Annotated in this window: 11 protein-coding genes; 4 read left to right on the top strand and 7 right to left on the bottom strand. The window is 71.9% G+C overall.

What is annotated here, in order from left to right; all coding sequences use genetic code 11:
* Positions 1 to 49: 49 nt before the first annotated feature.
* The 3 genes from ABH937_RS02025 to ABH937_RS02015 all read right to left on the bottom strand — a co-directional run bounded on the left by ABH937_RS02025 (position 50) and on the right by ABH937_RS02015 (position 4,687).
* Complete coding sequence (locus tag ABH937_RS02025; protein ID WP_280687117.1) at positions 50 to 1,759, bottom strand: DEAD/DEAH box helicase; 1,710 nt, start codon at positions 1,757 to 1,759, stop codon at positions 50 to 52.
* Between the two features lie 165 nt (positions 1,760 to 1,924).
* Positions 1,925 to 2,128 (bottom strand): cold-shock protein, encoded by a 204-nt coding sequence (locus ABH937_RS02020; RefSeq protein WP_280687116.1) that lies wholly within the window; start codon positions 2,126 to 2,128, stop codon positions 1,925 to 1,927.
* A gap of 312 nt (positions 2,129 to 2,440) precedes the next feature.
* Complete coding sequence (locus tag ABH937_RS02015; RefSeq protein WP_370216917.1) at positions 2,441 to 4,687, bottom strand: MMPL family transporter; 2,247 nt, start codon at positions 4,685 to 4,687, stop codon at positions 2,441 to 2,443.
* Between the two features lie 585 nt (positions 4,688 to 5,272).
* On the opposite strand from ABH937_RS02015, the gene ABH937_RS02010 reads away from it, so the two are divergent.
* From ABH937_RS02010 to ABH937_RS02000, 3 genes are all read left to right on the top strand, one after another.
* Positions 5,273 to 7,501 (top strand): MMPL family transporter, encoded by a 2,229-nt coding sequence (locus tag ABH937_RS02010; protein ID WP_370217131.1) that lies wholly within the window; start codon positions 5,273 to 5,275, stop codon positions 7,499 to 7,501.
* 95 nt (positions 7,502 to 7,596) lie between these two features.
* On the top strand, positions 7,597 to 8,493 hold the full coding sequence (locus ABH937_RS02005; RefSeq protein WP_370216916.1) for a phosphotransferase enzyme family protein: 897 nt from the start codon (positions 7,597 to 7,599) through the stop codon (positions 8,491 to 8,493).
* Between the two features lie 133 nt (positions 8,494 to 8,626).
* Positions 8,627 to 9,655 carry a polysaccharide deacetylase family protein gene (locus ABH937_RS02000; protein ID WP_370216915.1) on the top strand — a complete coding sequence of 343 codons (1,029 nt, stop codon included), beginning with the start codon at positions 8,627 to 8,629 and terminating at the stop codon, positions 9,653 to 9,655.
* 34 nt (positions 9,656 to 9,689) lie between these two features.
* On the opposite strand, the gene ABH937_RS01995 is transcribed toward ABH937_RS02000, so the two are convergent.
* From ABH937_RS01995 to ABH937_RS01980, 4 genes are all read right to left on the bottom strand, one after another.
* Positions 9,690 to 10,478: an exonuclease domain-containing protein gene (locus tag ABH937_RS01995; RefSeq protein ID WP_370216914.1), complete on the bottom strand. Its 789-nt coding sequence runs from the start codon at positions 10,476 to 10,478 to the stop codon at positions 9,690 to 9,692.
* Positions 10,479 to 10,708: 230 nt separating this feature from the next.
* On the bottom strand, positions 10,709 to 12,040 hold the full coding sequence (gene efeB / locus ABH937_RS01990) for an iron uptake transporter deferrochelatase/peroxidase subunit (RefSeq protein WP_370216912.1): 1,332 nt from the start codon (positions 12,038 to 12,040) through the stop codon (positions 10,709 to 10,711).
* Positions 12,040 to 14,118 carry an iron uptake transporter permease EfeU gene (efeU, locus tag ABH937_RS01985; RefSeq protein ID WP_280687110.1) on the bottom strand — a complete coding sequence of 693 codons (2,079 nt, stop codon included), beginning with the start codon at positions 14,116 to 14,118 and terminating at the stop codon, positions 12,040 to 12,042. Before efeU ends, efeB begins: the two co-directional genes overlap by 1 nt.
* A 108-nt stretch (positions 14,119 to 14,226) precedes the next feature.
* Positions 14,227 to 15,495 (bottom strand): SAV2148 family HEPN domain-containing protein, encoded by a 1,269-nt coding sequence (locus ABH937_RS01980; protein ID WP_280687109.1) that lies wholly within the window; start codon positions 15,493 to 15,495, stop codon positions 14,227 to 14,229.
* Between the two features lie 370 nt (positions 15,496 to 15,865).
* Between ABH937_RS01980 and glgX the strand changes: the two genes are divergently transcribed.
* Positions 15,866 to 17,974, top strand: a complete 2,109-nt coding sequence (gene glgX / locus ABH937_RS01975; RefSeq protein WP_280687108.1) for a glycogen debranching protein GlgX — start codon at positions 15,866 to 15,868, stop codon at positions 17,972 to 17,974.
* The last annotated feature ends 4 nt before the right edge of the window (positions 17,975 to 17,978 follow it).

Genomic DNA, 17,978 nt, shown 5'->3' with positions numbered 1-17,978 from the left:
CCCGCACGCCGCATGGCGGGCGGACCCTTCAGTGGAGTTCGCTACGGGATCAACGCGACGCGCGGCGCTGGCGTCCGGTGCCGTAGTTGGAGCCGGACTTCGAGCCGCTGCCCGGCTTGGCGCCGGAGGCCGTCTTGCCGATGAAGCCGGCCGCCTGGCGGGTGCCACCGCCACCACCGGTGGCGGCGGCGGTCTGGCCCATCCGCTGCTTGGGGCGGCGGCGCTTCGGGTTGCCGTTGATGTCCACGTCGGCGGGGCGCGAGGAACGCGGGCCCGCCGGGCGGCGCTTGGCGGCGCCGGTACCGGCCGCGGCCGGCTCGGCGGCGGCCGGCAGGGCCACCGTGACCGCGACACCCGAGGGGGTGCGGGCGCCGGTGATCCGGGCCAGCTCGGCGTCGCCGGGGCGGACCTTGGTGGTGACCGGGCGGATCGCGGCGGCGGCCATCAGCTTGGACATGTCCCGGCGCTGCTCGGGCAGCACCAGGGTGACCACGGTGCCCGACTCGCCGGCGCGGGCGGTGCGGCCGCCACGGTGCAGGTAGTCCTTGTGGTCGATCGGCGGGTCCACGTTGACGACCAGGTCGAGGCCGTCGATGTGGATGCCGCGCGCCGCGACGTTGGTGGCGATCAGCGCGGTGACGTGGCCGTCGCGGAACTGGTCCAGGGTGCGGTTGCGCTGCGGCTGCGACTTGCCGCCGTGCAGCGCCGCCGCCCGAACGCCGCTGGCCAGCAGCTGCTTGGCGAGGCGGTCGGCACCGTGCTTGGTGTGCACGAACATGATCACCCGACCCTCGCGGGAGGCGATGTGCGCGGTGGCGGAGGCCTTGTCGGCCGCCTCCAGCTGGAGCACGTGGTGCTCCATGGTGGTGACCGCGCCCGCCGAGGGGTCCACCGAGTGGGTGACCGGGTCGGTCAGGAAGCGCTGCACCAGGCGGTCGATGTTCTTGTCCAGCGTGGCGGAGAAGAGCATCCGCTGCCCGCCGTCGGCGACCTGCTCCAGGAGCTTGGTGACCTGCGGCAGGAAGCCCATGTCGGCCATCTGGTCGGCCTCGTCCAGCACGGTGATCGCGACCTGGTCGAGCCGGACGTCCTGACGGTTGATCAGGTCGTCCAGCCGGCCCGGGGTGGCCACCAGCACCTCGGCGCCGCGCCGCAGCGCGTTGGCCTGGCGGGTGATCGACATCCCGCCGACCACGGTGGCGATCCGCAGGTTGACGGCGGTCGCGTACGGGGTGAGCGCGTCGGTGACCTGCTGGGCCAGCTCGCGGGTCGGCACCAGCACCAGGGCCAGCGGCTTGCGGGCGTCCGCGCGCTGCCCGGAGGTGCGGGCCAGCACGGACAGGCCGAAGGCGAGCGTCTTGCCGGAGCCGGTGCGGCCGCGGCCGAGCACGTCACGGCCGGCCAGCGAGTCCGGCAGGGTGGCGGACTGGATCGGGAAGGGCTCGGTGACGCCCTCGCGGGTGAGCGCCGAGAGCAGTGCCTTGGGCATCTCCAGCTCGGCGAAGGTCGCGGCCGGCGGGCGCGCGGGGGTGCCGGTCACCACGGTGAACTCGGCGGGCTCGGCGGTGCGGCTCTTGCCCGCGCCGCGACCGCGGCCCTGGGACTGCGACTGGCTGCGCAGCCCGCCCGAGCTGCGGCCGGCGCGCGCCTGGGCGTCACTGAAGCCGCCGGCGCTGCCGGAGCCCTGCGAGCGGCTGCTGCCCGAGCCCTGTGAGCGGGATCGGCCGCGGCCGCCGGTGGGGCGTGCCTGATCGGTCATACGGTGGTACTCCGTCCTGAGCGGTCACCATCGATGGGTGACCCGTCGGTTCGGCCGCCAGGAGTGGAGTGCGCCGCCCCGGCCGTTGGGCGACATGGGCGAAGGCCCGCACCGTGCGGTACGGGCCTTCGCTGCGTCTAGCGCGTTCAGCGAGAAGCTGGAACGTCAGATGACGCGGATGTTCTCGGCCTGCGGGCCCTTCTGGCCCTGCGTCACGTCGAACTCGACGTGCTGGCCCTCAACGAGCTCGCGGAAGCCGTTGGCGCTGATGTTCGAGTAGTGCGCGAACACGTCAGGGCCGCCCTCGGCCTGCTCGATGAAGCCGAAGCCCTTTTCGCTGTTGAACCACTTCACGGTGCCGGTAGCCATAACCGTCTCCTTCAAATACTGGGGCAACGAGATCCACACCTCGTGAACCTCGCGTAGCCGCGATCCCCATCCGGAGATGACACCGGACAAAACAAATGCGCCTGTTGGTTGGACCAGCAGGCGCACACAAACGTTCATGGGAACCAAAACTGCAACTGGTTCGACTGTAGCACGACCAGCCCCGAAGATGATCGGACTATTTTCGGCCCGCCTGGCACCTCCCGCACGCGGGACGGGCGGGCCGGCCCAGGGAGGTCCCCGGGCCGGCCCGCCCGTTGCGATGCGGTGCGCCGACGAGTCGGCGCCGGCAGGTCAGTGGTGTCCGACCGGCTCCCGCTCACCGCGCGCGGTCGGCAGCTCGACCGGCTCCACGTGCTCGGGCATCCCCTGGTGGCCGGGCCACCAGGCCGCCTTGCCGAGCAGCGCGGTCAGCGACGGGGTGAAGAACATCGCCATCACGAAGGCCGAGACCCCGATGCCGAAGGCCACCGAGAAGCCGATCTGGCTGAACAGGCTGTTGCCGGCCAGCAGCATGGTGGCGAACGTCGCCGCCAGGATGCCACCCGCCGCCGCGACGGTCGGACCGCCGTGCCGCAGCGCCATCGCGGCCGCCTCGCGGGGGCTGCGGCCCTCGCGGGCCTCCTCGCGCAGGCGGGCGATCATCAGGATGTTGTAGTCGGTCCCGATGGCCACCACGAACAGGTAGATGAACATCGGCAGCATGAACATCAGCCCGGACTGGTGCTGGATGTTCTGGAACAGCAGGGTCGTCGCGCCGACCGTGGCACCGAAGCCGAGGCCGACGGCCGCCATCAGGTACCAGGGCGCCACCGCGCTACGCAGCAGCAGGCCCAGGATCAGCATGATCAGCAGCGCCGCGACCGGGAAGACCAACGAGTAGTCGTGGGCCATCGCGGTGTTGATGTCCTTGTAGATGGACGTGATGCCGCCCACGTACGCCTTGGTGCCCTGCGGGGCGTCGGCGTGCGCCGCCGAACGCAGCTTGCCGACGGTGTCGATCGCCTTGTTGGAGGCGGGGTCGTCCTTGAGCATCACGGTGAAGTTGGCGGTCAGGTGGTCACCGCTCAGCTTCGGCTGCGGGTTGACCTCCGCCACGCCGTCGACGCCCTTGAGCTGGGCGACGTAGGCGGGGAAGGCGTTCTGGTCCAGCGGCGCGCCGTTGGTCGAGGTCAGGTAGACCTGCGACGGGTCGGCCGCACCGGCGGAGAAGGCGCTGGACATCGTGTCAGAGACAACCATCGACTCCTTGGTCTTCGGCATCGAGCCGGCGGCCAGGTCGAAGTTGCCCTTGTAGCCGGTGGCGCCGAGCGCCAGGGCGACCAGGATCAGACCGGAGACGGCGGCCACCATGGCCGGACGGCGCTGCACCAGCCCGCCGAGCGCGGCGAACTTGGCACCGGCCGGCTCGAGGCGCCAACGCGTCTTGGGCTGCACGTTCTTCTGCCGGAACACGACCTTGCGAATCGCGTAGATCAGGCCCTTCTCCCAGAACAGCACCCGCTCCGGGATCAGCGAGAGCACGGCCGGCACCAGGGTGACCGAGGCCAGCGCCGTGACGGCGACCGCGATCGCCAGCGAGGGGCCCATCGCCTTGAACATGCCCAGGCTGGAGAGGACCAGCACGCTGAAGGCCACGATCACCGCGCCGGCCGCCGAGGAGATCGCCTCGCCGACCCGGCCGACGGCGTTGACCATCGCGGTCTTGCGCTCGTCACCGGCTCGCAGCCGTTCGCGGTAACGGAAGATCAGGAAGAGGAAGTAGTCGGTGCCGACGCCGAAGAGCACCACGATCAGGATCGCCGAGACCGAGCTGTCCGCCTTGAGGCCGAAGGCCTTGCTGGCGTCCGCGATCAGGCCGTTGGCGACCATGGAGAAGACCGCGATCATCGCCACCGGCAGCAGGGCGACGATCGGGCTGCGGAAGATCAGGAAGAGCGTCAGCAGGATGATGACGACGGTGCCGCCGCCGATCAGCGCGTTGGCCAGCTTCGAGGAGTCCTGCTGGTCCAGGTTCTGCGCGGCCGGGCCACCGAGCTGCACCTTGAGGTTGCTGCCGGCCGCCAGCGTCTTGGCGTCGTCGCGCAGCGCCTTGGCGGCGTCCGCAGTCTCGGTCCCCGCCTGCGGGGTGTTCTTGTCGAAGCCGATCATGGACAGCGCGTACTTGCCGTCCGCCGAGAACGACCCGGGCGAGTTGGCCGTCTTCGGGCCGACCGGGAGGATCGTCTGGACGTACTTGATGTTCTCGGCGGTGAGGCCCTGGGTGACCTTGGTCATCGCGGCCTGGTCGCCGGCGTCCAGCTTCCCGCCGTCGGTGCGCTCGAAGAGCAGGATCGCCGAGGGGGTGAAGTTGCTCGGGAAGGCCTGCTGCTGGAGCTCCGAGGCCTGGATCGACTCGTAGTGGGTGGGCAGGAAGGAGCTCTCGTCCGTCTGCGCCGTCAGCGTCGGGGCCGACGCCACGATGGCGACAGCGGCGACGATCCAGGCGACAATCACCCACCACGCCCGCTTGACGACGAACTGTCCGATTCGGTGGAACATGCTTGTGATGCCTCCTGGCATGGTTCACCGCAGCCCTTGGGGGACGGGACGCCGGGCGACGGCTGAGACGGCTGTACCCCCCACAGGGCATTAGCCGGTCGGCAGGTAAGTACTGGAGCGAGCATCATACGAGAACTTACTAGCCGACCGGCAAGCCAGCCCCCCGTGGGTTGCAGTCCGCGCATCGACGTGCTCCGCAGGACCGTCCAGCGGCCCCGCACCATCGTGACCTGACAGCCCCTGTCAATACCTCGTCCCCCGGGTGGAGAGGCCTCCCCCTCAGGGTGGACATCCCGCCGTACCCAGGTCGGAGAGAACCGGTACCCAGGTCGGAGCCGGTACCTGGGGAAAACCCCACCCCGACCCCTGGGGGCAGGCCCAGGGTGGACTCCCCCGCTGGCCGGATTACCCGTCAAGGCCCGTCTCCCTAGGGTCGGTTGTGAGCCCGGAAACACCGCCGGGCACCGCACCGCGGCCCGCACCGCCGCGTCCCAGGGGGAGAATCCCGTGTCCACGACCCACCGCCCGGCCCCGCGTGAGCGCGGAAACCAACGCGACCGAGCAAAGCCGGGGTTCGCCGCCACGATGGGCGCCTGGAGTGCCCGGCACCGCAAGGCCGCCGTCTTCGGCTGGCTGCTCTTCGTGGTGCTCGCCGCGTTCCTGGGCGGCGCGAGCGGCAGCCACCAGATCACCGACAGCGAGTCGATGCCGGGCCAGGTGGCCCAGGCGGCCAGGATCCTCGACCAGGCCGGGATCAAGAGCCCGCAGGGCGAGACGGTGCTGGTGCAGAGCGCGGCACGCACCGCCGACGACCCGGTCTTCCGGGCCAAGGTCGACCAGGTGATCGCGGCGGTCGACGGCACCGGCAAGACCACCGACCTGCGCTCGCCCTACGACACCAAGGCGATCTCGGCCGACCGGCACTCGGCACTGGTCCAGTTCACCGTGATCGGCGACCAGGACCAGGCGGCCACCGACGTCGCCGCACCGCTGAACGCGGTGGCCGGCGTGCAGCAGGGCGACCACGCGTTCACCGTCGCGGAGTTCGGGCAGGCCAGCGCCACCAAGCTGTCCCAGGACCAGTTCAAGAACGACTTCTCCTCCGCCGAGTGGACCGCCGTGCCACTGGCGCTGGGCATCCTGCTGATCGCCTTCGGCGCGGTGGTCGCCGCCGTGCTGCCGGTCGGCCTCGCGCTCACCGCCTTCATCGCGGCCGGCGGGCTGGTCGCGCTGAGCAGCTCGTTCCTGCACACCAGCAACGACGCCAGCTCGGTGATGCTGCTGGTGGGTCTGGCCGTCGGGGTCGACTACTGCCTCTTCTACCTGCGCCGTGAGCGCGAGGAGCGGGCCGCCGGGCACAGCGCCGAGGAGGCGCTGAAGATCGCCGCCGGCACCTCGGGCCGGGCGGTGCTGGTCTCCGGGATCACCGTGGTGGTCGCCATGGCAGGCATGTTCCTCACCGGGATCGCCGACTTCCAGGCGATGTCCTACGCGACCATCGTGGTCGTGATCACCGCCGTGCTCGGCTCGCTGACCGTGCTGCCGGCCCTGCTGTCGATGCTCGGTGACCGGGTGGACAAGGGCCGGGTGCCGTTCCTGCACAAGCTGAAGGCGAAGGACCTGAACAGCGGCAGCCGGATCTGGAACGCCGTCCTCACCCCGGTGCTGCGCTTCCCGCTGGCCGCCGCCGTGCTCGCCGCCGGCCTGCTGCTCGCGCTGGCAGCCCCGCTGGTCACCATGCACACCGCCAACCTGACCTTCGAGCAGTCGCAGCCCAAGGGCACCCCGCTGGTCGTCACCTCCCAGCGGATCGAGGCCGCCTTCCCCGGCAGCCCGGCCCCCGCCGAGGTGGTGGTCAAGGCCGCCGACATCTCCTCCCCCGCGATCAAGCAGGCCATCACCGATCTGCAGAACCAGGCGCTGGCCAGCGGCCGGATGCACGGCCCGTTCGAAGTCACCGTGCACCGGGCGCAGAACGTCGCCACCATCGCCGTCCCGCTCAACGGCAGCGGAAACGACGCGACCAGCACCGCCGCGCTGGACACGCTGCGCAACCAGATCGTGCCGAACACCCTGCTCAAGGTCCCGGGCACGCAGGCGCCGGTGACCGGTGACACGGCCGCCTCGCACGACTTCAACCAGCAGATGACCGACAGCATGCTCCCGGTCTTCGGCTTCGTGGTGCTCTTCGCCTTCGTGCTGATGCTCGCCTCGTTCCGCTCGCTGGGGATCGCGGTGACGGCGGTGCTGCTCAACCTGCTCTCGGTGGGCGCGGCCTACGGGGTGCTGACCCTGGTCTTCCAGCACGGCGTGGGCGCCTCGCTGCTCGGCACCGCCGGGGTCGGCGCGGTGGAGTCCTGGGTGCCGCTCTTCCTCTTCGTGATCCTCTTCGGCCTGAGCATGGACTACCACGTCTTCGTGGTCTCCCGGATCAAGGAGGCGCACGACCGGGGCCTGGGCACCCGGGCCGCCGTCGCCCACGGGATCCGCTCCACCGCCGGGGTGGTCAGCAGCGCGGCGATCATCATGGTGGCGGTCTTCGCGGTCTTCGGGACGCTGTCGATGGAGTCGATGAAGCAGATGGGCGTGGGCCTGGCGGTGGCGGTGCTGGTGGACGCCACGCTGATCCGCGGGGTGCTGCTGCCCTCGGTGATGACCTTGCTGGGCGAGCGCAACTGGTACCTGCCGAGCTGGCTGGCCTGGCTGCCGAACCTCTCGCACGGCGAGCCGGCCGCGGCGCCGACGGCGGGGGACGGCTACTCGGAGCAGCCGGCGCGGCACGAGGGCTCGCGGCACCGTCGGGTGACCGTCTGACGCACTTCCTGACGGACCGCCTGACGGATCGTCAGGCGCGCGCCGAACCTGCCGCCCGACCCCGCTTCCGGGGGTCGGGCGGTAGGTTTTCGGCCATGATCTTCTCCGAAGCCCTGGCCCGTGAGCTGCTCGCCCGGGCCTGCGCGGCGGTCGGCCTGCCCGACCCGGCCGGTGCCCGGCTGCTCGGTCTGACCGAGAACGCGGTCTTCGACCTCGGCTCCCCCGCCCTGGTGGCCAAGGTCGGCCGGGGCGGCGGACCGACCGAGCGGGCCACCCGCGAGCTGGCCGTCGCCCGCTGGCTGGACGGCGCGGGGATCCCGGTGGCCCGGCCCGCCGACGAACCCGGCGAGGTGGTGACCGCCGCCGGGCACCCCGTCACCTTCTGGCAGCGCCTGCCCACGGCCGTCCGCCCCGCCACGCCCGCCGACCTCGGTCCGCTGCTGCGCGCGCTGCACCGGTTGCCGGCGCCGCCCGCCACGCTGCCCAGGCTGCCGCGCCGGGAGTTGCTCGCGCCGGTGGCGCGGTGGCTGGCGGCCGCCGACGGGGCGGTCGACCCGGCGGACAGCGGCTACCTGCTGGCCCGGTGCGCCGAACTGGCGCTCGCTGTCACGGAGTTGGTCCCGGTGCTGCCCGCCGGGGTGATCCACGGGGACGCGCTGCCGCGCAACGTGCACATCGGGCCCAGCGGTCCGCTGCTGCTGGACCTGGAGACGGTCGCCGACGACCTGCGCGAGCACGACCTGGTACCGGTGGCGCTCAGCCGCGACCGGTACGGCGTGCCGGAGGCCGACTACCGGGCCTTCACCGCCGGATACGGCTGGGACGTGCGGGACTGGGCGGGCTGGGCGGTGCTGCGAGCGGCCCGCGAGACGGCGAGCGCGGCCTGGGTGGCGCAGCGGGTGCCAGGGAACCCGGCGGCGCGGGCGGAGTTCCGGCGGCGGGTGGCCTCGCTGCGGGAGGGGGACCAGCGGGTGCGCTGGCACGCGTTCTGAGGGGGCTCCCAGGAAGCGGTGAGAATTCTCTCAAGATAGTTTCATCGTTTCGGAACTGCCTGATCAGCGGCCATCGTCGTAGGGAGCAGTCGCCACCACCCCGGGGCGGCTGTCCCACGTCAGGAGCTGCCGCATGCCCGTCCTCGGCACCCACCGCACCGCGCTCCGCCGCGCCGCCGCCGGCTGCGCCGCGGTCCTCACCCTCGCCCTCGCCTGCGCGTGCGGTCCGAGAGGCGCGACGTCCCAGGACACGGCGGCGGCCCACCCGAGTACGAGCGGCACGCCGAGCGCGAACCTCACGCTGAGCCCGAGCGCCGACCCGAGTGGGAGTGCCGCTGCGAGTGCCAGCGCCGGCGCGGGCGGTGCCGCGAGCGAGAACGTGAACCCGAGCCCGCGTGCCAGCTCCAGCGCGAGCGCGAGCATGAGTGTGACGCCGACCACCGCCGCGGCCTCACCGACCGCACCGAACTCCGCGACCGCGACCACCACCCCGTCGAGCAGCGCCACGCCCACCGCCCCCGCCACCACCGCCGGCGCACCGCGCCCCGCCGAGGACGCGCCCGGCTCCTCGATCGTCTACTCCACCGCGAGCGGCGGCCGCACGGTGGCGCTCACCTTCGACGACGGCCCGGGCCCGGCCACCGGCCAGGTCCTGGACCTGCTCGCGCAGTACCACGCCAAGGCCACCTTCTGCGAGATAGGCCCGCAGGCCACCGCCAACCCGGCCCTGGTCGAGCGGATCCTGGCGGGCGGCCACCGGCTGTGCGACCACACGGTGCACCACCCGCAGCCGATGCACACGCTCTCGCACGACAAGCAGGTCTACGAGATCGACGCGGCCAAGGACATGATCACCCAGGCCGGCGGAGCGGGCACCCAGGTCAGCTGGTTCCGGGCCCCCGGCGGCGACTTCAGCGCGGACAACCGCCAGATCGCCGTCCAGGACGGCCTGCGGCCGCTCGGCTGGACGGTCGACACCCGCGACTGGTCCAAGCCCGGCGTCCCGGCGATCATCGCCAACGTCCAGAAGGAGCTGCACCCCGGCGGCATCATCCTGATGCACGACGGCGGCGGCGACCGGAGCCAGACCGTGGCCGCACTGAAGCTGCTGCTGCCGTGGCTGGTCCAGCAGGGCTACACCTTCGACTTCCCGGCGAGCTGACGAACCGTCAGCCCTCTCGGGGCGCGCCGCCCGCTCAGCGCATCGGCCAGCGGGCGTCGACCACCGCCTGCGGATCCTTGCCCTTGCGCAGCCAGGCCTGGAAGCCCTCGGCCCACTCCCGGTACCAGCCCACCTGCTGCTCGTGCAGCGCGGTCAGGCTCAACTCGCCGACCTGGGCCGGGTATCGCTCGCCGAGCGCGACCGCGACCCGCACGGCCGCCAGCGCGTCGCTGGCGGCCTCGTGCGCGTCCAGCAGCTCCACCCCGTACACCTCGCAGACCCGCTGCAGTCCGCGCGAGCCCTTGCGGTAGCGGTCCACCGCGCGATCGATCACCAGCGCGTCCAGCACCGGCGCGACCAGCCGGCCCGACAGCCGATCGGCCAGCGGCGGCAACTCGTGGCGGCGCAGCTCGGCGTCGAGCAGCGACAGGTCGAACGGCGCGTTGAAGGCCACCACCGGGACACCCTCGGCCAGCAGCGCGCAGAGCGCGGCGGCGACCTCCGCCACCGCGGCGGCGGCCGGGCGGCCCCTGGTGCGGGCGTGCTCGTCGCTGATCCCGTGGATCGCCCGGGCCTGTTCGGGTATCGGCACTCCGGGATCGAGCAGCCAGCGGCTGGTGCGCACCGGCAGGCCGCCGACCGTCTCGACCAGCGCGGCCGAGACGATCCGTGACTCGGCCGGGTCGGTCCCGGTGGTCTCCAGGTCGAATCCGACCAGCGGGCCCTGCCACCAGTACGGCCGCTTCTGGCGGCCCGTCGGGCCGACCGCAGCCCCGGCCGTGGCCACGGCGGCGGCCAGTGCCCCGTTGTTCAGCTCACCCATCAGCAGTGCCTTCCGTCGGGGTGTCACCTTGACGGACCCCATCATCCCCGCTGCCTGTGACAACGCGGCTGCCGACCGGTCGCGGACCGGCACGGCGCTGCCCCGCCCCCGGGCCAGGGGAGGCGGGGCAGCGCGGCGGCCGGGGCGCGGGGGCGCCCGGCCCGGGGAAGGCGCGCGCCGGAGGTCGGACGGCACGCGCCGTGGCAGGTGGTGGGCTCGGACAGAGCGGTCTACGCGGCGGCGAACATCCCGCGCCCGAGCCAGTCGTTCGCGTCCCGCACGCCCGGCAGCACGAAGAAGTAGCCGCCGCCGGTCGGCGAGATGTAGTCGACCAGCGGCTCGTCGATCAGCCGGGTCTGGGTGGCCTCGAACTGGCGCTCCACGTCCTGCTGGTAGCAGCAGAAGGCGAGACCCATGTCGAGGTTGCCGACCTTGTCCACGCCCCGGTCGTAGTTGTAACCACGGCGCAGGATCCGCGAGTCGTCGCTCTGCTGGGTGCGCGGGTTGGCCAGCCGGATGTGCGCGTCCAGCGGGATCGCGTTGCCCTGCGGGTCCTTGGCGTAGTCGGGCGCGTCGGTCTCGTTGGCGCCGTCCAGCGGTGCGCCGGTGTCCTTGCGGCGGCCGAACATCTTCTCCTGCTCGGTCAGCGAGACGCGGTCCCAGAACTCGACCAGCATCCGGATGATCCGGATGACCTGGTAGCTGCCGCCGGTGGCCCAGGCCGGCTCGCCGGCGCCGTTCACGACCCAGACCAGACGGTCCATCTCCCGGCCCGACTTGACGTCGGGGTTGACGATGCCGTCCTTGAAACCGAGCAGGTTGCGCTGCGCACCGGTGGGGCGCGGGGCGCTCTGGAATCCGTCGATCCGCCACTTGACCTGCATCGCGCCGCGGGTGTGCCTGGCGATGTCGCGCAGCGCGTGCAGCACGGTGTCCTGGCTGTTGGCGCAGATCTGCAGCGAGAGGTCGCCGTGCGACTCGGCGGCCTGGAGGTTGTCGTTGGGGAAGGTCTTCATCGGCTTCAGCTTGACCGGCTTGGCCTTGGCCAGCCCGTAGCGCCCGTCGAAGAGCGAGGCGCCGACGCCGACCGTCACGGTGAGGTTGTCGCTCGGCACGGTCGGGCCGAGGATCCCGTTGTCGGCGGGCGGCGCGCCGACGCCGAGGTCCGGCGGGGTGCCGCCGGCGGTCAGGAACCGGATCCGGTCGGTGAGGGTGTGGAAGAGGTCCTCCAGCGCCTTGCGGTCGGTGGCGATGACGTCGAAGGAGACGAACATCGCCGCCGTCTGCTGCGGGGTCAGGACGCCCGCCTGGTGCTCGCCCTGGAACGCCACCTGGGCGTGCGCGCCGGTCGCGTCGGCGGCCTCGGCCCGGCCGCCGCCGGCGGTGAACGCCAGCGCGCCACCGGCCACCGCGGCACCGACCGCGCCGACGCCCAGCGCCGCGCCCAGGAAGCTGCGGCGAGCCGGCACTGCGGGGCAGCCGGCGGCTTCGGCGGCGGAGGCGGAAGCGACAGCCTCGTGCGGGAAGGGGCAGGAGCCGGTGGAGCTGGGCTGGCTGGTCATCAGGCGGACTTCCGGATCTCAAGAAGGTCGGGAATCGGGGCGAGGTCTTCGAGCAACTGCCCGGTGGCGCCGTTGAGCTGGGCGCGGGTCGGGCCGTCGAGCTGCTCGACCGGGGTCCAACCACCGTCGGCGTGGTGCGCGGCGTTCAGCAGGTCGGTCAGCCGCTGGACGTCGCCGTTCACGGTGTCGAGCAGCTGCGGGCTGCGGGCCTGGATCAGCGGCTGAAGCACCGTCAGCAGCTCGCGGGTGCCGGCCAGGTTGGCCTGGGCGGTGGCCAGGTTGCTGCCGCTGCCCTCGTCGGTGTCGCCGGTCAGCTCGAACTGGAGGGTGTTCTCCAGGATCTCGTGGGTGCGCAGCGGCAGGTCGGTGGGGTCGAAGTCCTGGGTGGGGAAGGCCTTGCCGAGCCCGTCCACGTCGCTGACCAGCTGGTCCGCCACCGGGCTCAGGTCGGCGGCGCCCTGCCCGTGCCACAGGCCGTACTCCAGGCGGTGGAAGCCGCTGAAGCCCTGGTCCTGGACGCCGTCGGGCAGGCCGTCGGCCCGGCCGTTGATCTTCTTGTCGAAGTCGGCGAAGGTGCCGTAGGCCGCGCCCAGCGAGCTGTACTGCAGGTGGGCGGTGAGCCAGTCGGTCTTGGCGGCGTTCAGGTCACCGCCGTGCAGGTCGGCCTGCAGCTTCTGGGTCTCGGTCAGCAGGGTGGCCAGGCCCGCGTCGACGTAGGCCCGGTACTGGTCGAGCGGGGCCTTGAGGTCGTCCTCCGAGACCGGCAGCACGGCCGCCACCTGCTGCCCGCCGCTGACGTGGACGGCGGCCGAGGTGACCGCGTCACCGCCGGTGGGCACGCAGCGCCAGGCGAGGTCGCCGCCGCCGATGGTGGCGGTCAGCGGGCGGGTGGTGCCGGGCGCCAGGCCCTCGATCTCGCCGTAGACGGCGTTGGTGGCCGGGTTGACCAGGTAGACCTCGGAGGTCTTGCTGCCCGTGTTGTGCATCTGGAAGGTCTGCTGACCGGGCTGCGGGGTGCCGAACCCCTTTCCGCACTCGGTCCTGGACTCCGAGACGGAGACCGTGCCGGCCGCGGCCGGCTTGCCGCCGCTGACCGCGATCACCACCCCGGCCAGCACCGCCGGGACGGCGACCAGCGCGGTCGGCACCAGCCAGCGCGGCGGGCGCTGACGGGGCGGCAACTCCGTCTCGGGCTCGGCGGCGACCGCCTGCGGCTCGGACTCGGCGGCGACGACGGGCGTGGCAGCCGGCGCCGGCTTGGGGGCGGTGGTCCGCATCCCACGGACGAAGAGCGTCATCACCACGCCCAGGTAGAGCAGGTAGGCGACCACCTGGACCCAGGTCATGGTGACGGTCAGGTTGAAGACGCCCTGCACCAGCGTCGCGTACCAGGAGCCGGCGTCCAGCGAGCCGCTCAGGTCGAAGGCGTAGGCGTGCGCGCCGGGCAGCACCCCGCCCTCCTGAAGGTCGCGCAGGCCGTAGCTGAGCACCCCGGCGGCGATGACGATCAGCACCATGCCGGTGTAGGTGAAGAACCGGGTCAAGTTGATCTTCAGCACCCGCCGGTACAGGCCCCAGCAGAGCCCGGCGGCCAGCACCAGGCCGACGCCGGCGCCGATCGCGGGTCCGGTGGCCTCACCGGCCGAGCGCGCGGTGGTCCACAGGAAGAGCGAGGTCTCCAGGCCCTCCCGACCCACCGCCAGGAAGCTGGTGAGGACCAGCATCCCCGCGCCCAGGCCCAGCGCGGCGGTCACCTTCTCGCGGATCTCGGAGGAGAGGTTCCGGGCCGACCTGCGCATCCAGAACACCATCGCCGTGACGAAGGCCACGGCGATCAGGCTGAGGGTGCCGCCGAAGGCCTCCTGCGCGGTGCCGGAGAGGTTGGCGGCGGTGAAGGTGAGCACCGCGCCGAAGCTGAGCGCGAGCGCGATGGCGGCCAGCACCCCGGTCCAGACCTGGGGCAGACGGGCCTTCTGCCCTGACCGGACCAGGGTGGCGACCAGGATCGAGACGATGAGTCCCGCCTCCAGGCCCTCCCGGAGCCCGATCAGAAAGCTTGGAAAAGCGTCGTCCCACATGGGTGCTGAACTCCCCTAGGCGTGCGTCACCGCTAGCGCAGCCGCGCTTAGCTTAGGCATACCTTAGCTAGGGGAGGTTCAGGAGTCCACGCCGGGGTTAGCCAAGCCTTAGCTGACCGAGCGTGAGTCGGTCCAGACGCCCTCGAACTCCTCGCGGTAGACCTCCAGCAGGCCGGGCTCGGCGTCCTCGCCGGCGCTCGGTGCGGCCCGCAGCACCAGGGCCGGCGACTCCATCCCCCGCGCGCGCCGCAGGTAGGGCTGGACCACGCCGAGGTCCCCGCCGCGCCGGCGCGAGCCGGGCAGCCGGGCCCCCTCGACCAGGTAGGCGGTGAACCGGGGCATCTCGTCGAAGACCCGGATCTCGAAGGCGCCCGGATCGCGCAGCCGGGCCCGCACCCGCCGCACGTGCATGATGTTCATCTCGATCGAGCGGGACAACTCACCGCGCCCGAGCCCGAGTTCGCGCTCGCGCCGGCGCACCGCGCTGCTGGCCGGATTGAGGAAGAGCAGCCGCATCCGGCAGCCCTCGGCGGCCAGGCGCGCCAGGCGCTTGCCGGTGAAGTTCTGGCAGAGCATGCCCAGCGCGATGCCGAGCGCGTCCAGCCGCCGGGCCCCCTCCAGCAGGTCCTCCACCGGCAGGTCGCGCTGCAGCAGGATCCGGTCCGCGTGCACGGCGGCGACGTCCGCGTACCGGCCCGCGACCAGCTCCTCGATGATGTCGGCCGGCAGCCCGGCGCCGGCGGCGGGCCGCCCGTCCAGCAGGCCGAGCACCCGGGCGGCGGCCCGCTCGGTCTGCGCCAGCACGGTCGGCGAGAGGCTGCGGTTGCGCGAGACCACGTGCCGGGCGACCTCCAACTCGTCCAGCGCCAGCTCGATCTCCCGGCGGTCGTCCAGGTACGGCTCGAAGCACGGCCAGTGCTGCACCATCAGCTCGCGCAGCTGGGGCAGGGTGAGGAAGACCAGCGGGTCGTCGTCGGCCGGGTCGAGCAGGAAGCCCTTGCGCCGGCTCACCTCGCGGACGGCGGCGGCCCGGCGCACCCACTCCTCGCCGACAGGGCCGGCGGCGGCCGTCACCCAGTCCGCGCCGTGCGCGGGGGCGTAGACCGGACGCAGCAGGTCGTCCAGCAGGGACCGCAGCCGCTGCTCCACCAGGTTGAGCCAGACGTAGGCCCGCCCCGTCAGCCGCACCCGCTGGTAGGCGCGCTGCCACTGCTCGCCGCTCCAGCCGGGCACGCTCGCCACCTCGGGGCCCGACTGGGCCGGAATCAGCCGACCGCCGCCGGGCGAGCCCAGCACCGCGGTCGGCGCCTCCGCCCGGGCTCCGGTACCCGCCGTTCCGCTCGACCCATCGGGCCATTCGTCGGCGGGGAAGACCATCTGATTACCTCGACTCTCGGCACCCGGCCCTGTGACGATCAAGACTACTGCCCGGCCGCCCCGGCGGGCAGGCCGTTGCCTTTCCGCAATCCGACTCGGTCAGTCGAGGGTGCGCCGACTCTGCGCAGTACCGACTCGCCGGACACCCGTTCGGGCGAAAGCGCCCGGAAAGAGCGTCAGAATGCGGGCGGAGCGGCAACGATGGCAATCGCCAAGGGAAAATGACAGCGCGTAGAGGCAGTCTGTGCCGTGCGTCACGCTTGGCGGCGTGCGGACATGTGCCGCGCGGCACCGGGCATACCGCAGCCAGCGGTGCGCCGACATCCCGAGGGAGCATCAGCTCCTCTTGACGCCAGGGAAGTTGAGGCTTATGCAGGTCTGGCCGGGGCAACCGTACCCCCTGGGTGCCACCTACGACGGGGTGGGCACCAACTTCGCGGTGTTCTCCGAGAGCGCGGACCGGATCGAGCTGTGCCTGCTCGGCCCGGACGACACCGAGACCGTGATCGAGCTGCGCGAGACCGACGCGTTCGTCCGGCACGCCTACCTGCCCGGCATCCAACCGGGCCAGCGCTACGGGTTCCGGGTGCACGGTCAGTACGATCCGGCGCGCGGCCAGCGGCACAACGGCGCCAAGCTGCTGCTCGACCCGTACGCCAAGGCGATGAGCGGCACCATCGACTGGGACGAGTCGGTCTACGGCTACCACTTCGGCGCGCCCGACCGCCGCAACGACCTCGACTCGGGCCCGCACACCATGCACTCGGTGGTGATCAACCCGTACTTCGACTGGGGCAACGACCGCCCGCCGCGCACCGACTACCACCGGTCGGTGATCTACGAGGCCCACGTCAAGGGCCTGACCATGCTGCACCCGGGCATCCCCGAGGAGATCCGCGGCACCTACGCCGCGCTCGCCCACCCGGCGCTGATCGAGCACCTGGCCAAGCTCGGCATCACCGCGATCGAGCTGATGCCGGTGCACCAGTTCGTCCGCGACCACCGGCTGCGCGACCTGGGGCTGACCAACTACTGGGGCTACAACACCATCGGCTTCTTCGCCCCGCACGGCTCCTACTCCTCGGTCGGCGACCGCGGCCAGCAGGTGCAGGAGTTCAAGTCGATGGTCAAGGCGCTGCACGCGGCCGGCATCGAGGTGATCCTCGACGTGGTCTACAACCACACCGCCGAGGGCAACCACCTGGGCCCCACGCTCTCGATGCGCGGCCTGGACAACGCCTCGTACTACCGGCTGGCCGCCGACCGCCGGTACTACACGGACACCACCGGCACCGGCAACAGCCTGCTGATGCGCAGCCCGCACGTGCTGCAGCTGATCATGGACTCGCTGCGCTACTGGGTCACCGAGATGCACGTGGACGGCTTCCGCTTCGACCTGGCCGCCACCCTGGCCCGGCAGTTCCACGAAGTCGACCGGCTCTCCTCGTTCTTCGACCTGGTCCAGCAGGACCCGGTGGTCTCCCAGGCCAAGCTGATCGCCGAGCCCTGGGACGTCGGCGAGGGCGGCTACCAGGTGGGCAACTTCCCGCCGCTGTGGACCGAGTGGAACGGCAAGTACCGGGACACCGTGCGCGACCTGTGGCGCGGCGAGCCCGCCACGCTGGCCGAGTTCGGCTCCCGGCTGACCGGCTCCTCCGACCTCTACCAGCACGACGGCCGGCGCCCGATCGCCTCGATCAACTTCATCACCTGCCACGACGGTTTCACCCTGCGCGACCTGGTCTCCTACAACGAGAAGCACAACGAGGCCAACGGCGAGCAGAACCGGGACGGCGAGTCCTTCAACCGCTCCTGGAACTGCGGGGCGGAGGGCCCGACCAGGGTCCCCGAGGTGCTCGAACTGCGGGCCCGTCAGCAGCGCAACTTCATCGCCACCCTGCTGCTCTCCCAGGGCGTGCCGATGCTCTCGCACGGCGACGAGTTGGGCCGCACCCAGCGGGGCAACAACAACGCCTACTGCCAGGACGGCGAGCTGTCCTGGGTGAGCTGGCCGGGCGATGCCGAACTGCTGGAGTTCACCCAGGGCATGGTCTGGCTGCGCCGCAACCACCCGGTCTTCCGGCGCCGGCGCTTCTTCCGCGGCCGCCCGGTGGCCGCGGCCCACGACGACCTGACCGACCTCGCCTGGTTCACCCCGAACGGGGAGGAGATGACCGCCCGGGACTGGGGCGCCAGCTACGCCAAGTCGCTGACCGTCTTCCTGAACGGCGCGGCGATCTCCGAGCCGGACCGGCGCGGCGGGCGGATCACCGACGACTCCTTCCTGCTGCTGTTCAACGCGCACTACGAGTCGCTGCAGTTCACGGTGCCCAAGGAGCACGGCGAGGAGTGGCAGGTGGTGGTGGACACCACGCTCGCGACACTCCCGACCCCGGGTACCGGACTTCGGGTCAAGGAAGGCGACGGGCTGTGGCTCGCCGAACGGTCGTTGCTGGTGCTTCAGCGGCAGACCGGGTAGGCAT

Source organism: Kitasatospora sp. GAS1066B (genome assembly GCF_041262605.1).
GTDB lineage: Bacteria > Actinomycetota > Actinomycetes > Streptomycetales > Streptomycetaceae > Kitasatospora.
Note: the sequence above shows the minus strand (reverse complement) of the source record. Positions and strands in the feature narration are given on the sequence as shown.

What these genes read in the sequence shown, in the direction of transcription:
- ABH937_RS01980 (WP_280687109.1), bottom strand. Translation starts at nt 15,495, where the DNA reads ATGGTCTTCCCCGCCGACGAATGGCCCGATGGGTCGAGCGGAACGGCG.
- ABH937_RS01995 (WP_370216914.1), bottom strand. Translation starts at nt 10,478, where the DNA reads ATGGGTGAGCTGAACAACGGGGCACTGGCCGCCGCCGTGGCCACGGCC.
- ABH937_RS02005 (WP_370216916.1), top strand. Translation starts at nt 7,597, where the DNA reads ATGATCTTCTCCGAAGCCCTGGCCCGTGAGCTGCTCGCCCGGGCCTGC.
- efeB (WP_370216912.1), bottom strand. Translation starts at nt 12,040, where the DNA reads ATGACCAGCCAGCCCAGCTCCACCGGCTCCTGCCCCTTCCCGCACGAG.
- ABH937_RS02015 (WP_370216917.1), bottom strand. Translation starts at nt 4,687, where the DNA reads ATGTTCCACCGAATCGGACAGTTCGTCGTCAAGCGGGCGTGGTGGGTG.
- efeU (WP_280687110.1), bottom strand. Translation starts at nt 14,118, where the DNA reads ATGTGGGACGACGCTTTTCCAAGCTTTCTGATCGGGCTCCGGGAGGGC.
- ABH937_RS02020 (WP_280687116.1), bottom strand. Translation starts at nt 2,128, where the DNA reads ATGGCTACCGGCACCGTGAAGTGGTTCAACAGCGAAAAGGGCTTCGGC.
- glgX (WP_280687108.1), top strand. Translation starts at nt 15,866, where the DNA reads ATGCAGGTCTGGCCGGGGCAACCGTACCCCCTGGGTGCCACCTACGAC.
- ABH937_RS02025 (WP_280687117.1), bottom strand. Translation starts at nt 1,759, where the DNA reads ATGACCGATCAGGCACGCCCCACCGGCGGCCGCGGCCGATCCCGCTCA.
- ABH937_RS02010 (WP_370217131.1), top strand. Translation starts at nt 5,273, where the DNA reads ATGGGCGCCTGGAGTGCCCGGCACCGCAAGGCCGCCGTCTTCGGCTGG.
- ABH937_RS02000 (WP_370216915.1), top strand. Translation starts at nt 8,627, where the DNA reads ATGCCCGTCCTCGGCACCCACCGCACCGCGCTCCGCCGCGCCGCCGCC.